At 41.8% G+C, this 1,355-nt stretch carries 2 protein-coding genes and 1 pseudogene; 2 read left to right on the top strand and 1 reads right to left on the bottom strand.

The annotated features are described in order from the left end of the window. Positions 1-70 precede the first annotated feature (70 nt). Entirely contained in the window at positions 71-400 is a 330-nt protein-coding gene (locus F6K22_RS43750) for an RNA-guided endonuclease InsQ/TnpB family protein (RefSeq protein ID WP_483244210.1), read from the top strand. Between the two features lie 49 nt (positions 401-449). On the opposite strand, the gene F6K22_RS43745 is transcribed toward F6K22_RS43750, so the two are convergent. After that, positions 450-575, bottom strand: a complete 126-nt coding sequence (locus tag F6K22_RS43745; protein WP_483244209.1) for a hypothetical protein — start codon at positions 573-575, stop codon at positions 450-452. Between F6K22_RS43745 and F6K22_RS43740 the strand changes: the two are divergent. Further along, positions 523-1,259 (top strand): annotated as a pseudogene (locus F6K22_RS43740) (RNA-guided endonuclease TnpB family protein). The gene F6K22_RS43745 and the pseudogene F6K22_RS43740 sit on opposite strands and share 53 nt — an antisense overlap. The last annotated feature ends 96 nt before the right edge of the window (positions 1,260-1,355 follow it).

Here is a 1,355-nt window from a genome sequence, read left to right as displayed (position 1 = left end):
GGAAAACCAATCAATGTTGTGGTTTCACATATAATATGCTACAATGTAAACATTGACAAATAAACAGTAGATGGTCGAAAAAGCGTACAAATTTAGATTCTACCCAACTCCTGAACAGGAAAATCTGTTGCGCAGGACTTTGGGTTGTGTGCGTTTAATTTACAACAAAGCTTTAGCAGCGAGAACTCAAGCTTGGTATGAACACAAGCAAAAAGTGAGTTACAAGCAAACTTCAGCTATGCTGAGGAACTGGAAAAAACAGGAAGATTTAGATTTCCTAAAAGAAGTAAGCAGTGTACCATTACAGCAAGGCTTGAGACATCTACAAACAGCTTTCACTAACTTTTTTAGTGGACGTACTAAGTATCCTAACTTTAAGAAAAAGCGTATGGGGCGGTAGTGCTGAATTTACAAAGTCTGCATTTAAGTGGAAAGACGGTCAAGTCTATTTAGCGATCGGGTTCTGAACCGTTAGCTATTAGATGGAGTAGGCAACTACCACCAGGTTGTGTACCGAGTACAATTACAGTCAAGCTGGACTCAAGTGGTAGGTGGTCTGTATCTTTGAGAGTCAATGATACCAGAAATTTGAGTCTCAAGTCACTCACCAAACAAATAGGTATTGACTTAGGAATTACCAGTCTATTAACAACCAGTGAAGGAGAAAAATTTGCTAACCCAAAGAATCATTACAAGTTACACAAAAAACTGAGGTTAGCCCAAAAATCACTTTCTCGTAAAACCAAAGGATCTAATAACTATCACAAAGCCAGGATAAAAGTAGCGAGGATACACGCAAAAATCAAAGATTCAAGGCTAGACTATACCCATAAGCTGACCACTCAACTGATTAGAGAAAATCAAACTATTGTAGTTGAAGATTTAGGGGTAAAAAATCTGGTCCGCGAATCACAAAGCACGCCAGAGCAATTAGTGATGCCAACTGGTCTGAATTAGTCAGGCAATTAGCATACAAAGCTGAATGGTATGGCCGAGAGTTAATCAAAATTGATAGATATTTCCCTAGTTCTAAACGTTGCTCTAATTGTGGGCACACAGTAGAAAAATTACCATTAAACATTAGAGAGTGGGATTGTCCAGAGTGTGCAGCTCACCATGACAGGGACATAAACGCTTCGATAAATATTTTGCGGATGGGAACCCGCGTCGGCGTCAGACGCAAGGGAACGCCCACGCTCGAAGGCTGCGGGACTCGCAGTGTCAGTCTGTGGAGCGACTGTAAGACCTTCTGGGAGTAAATCTCGTCAGGCGGGTGCATTGAAGCAGAAAGTCCCTAGCATCACTGTTAGGGAATCCCGCGCTGTCTCGTGAGAGCAGCGTCGGGAGGATGTCAA

The sequence above is a fragment of the Okeania sp. SIO2F4 genome (assembly GCF_010672385.1).
Lineage (GTDB): Bacteria > Cyanobacteriota > Cyanobacteriia > Cyanobacteriales > Microcoleaceae > Trichodesmium.
This window is presented reverse-complemented; position numbering and strand designations above follow the sequence as displayed.

Excerpts from the sequence above, each read along its gene's own strand:
- F6K22_RS43750 (WP_483244210.1), top strand. The coding sequence starts at position 71 with ATGGTCGAAAAAGCGTACAAATTTAGATTCTACCCAACTCCTGAACAG.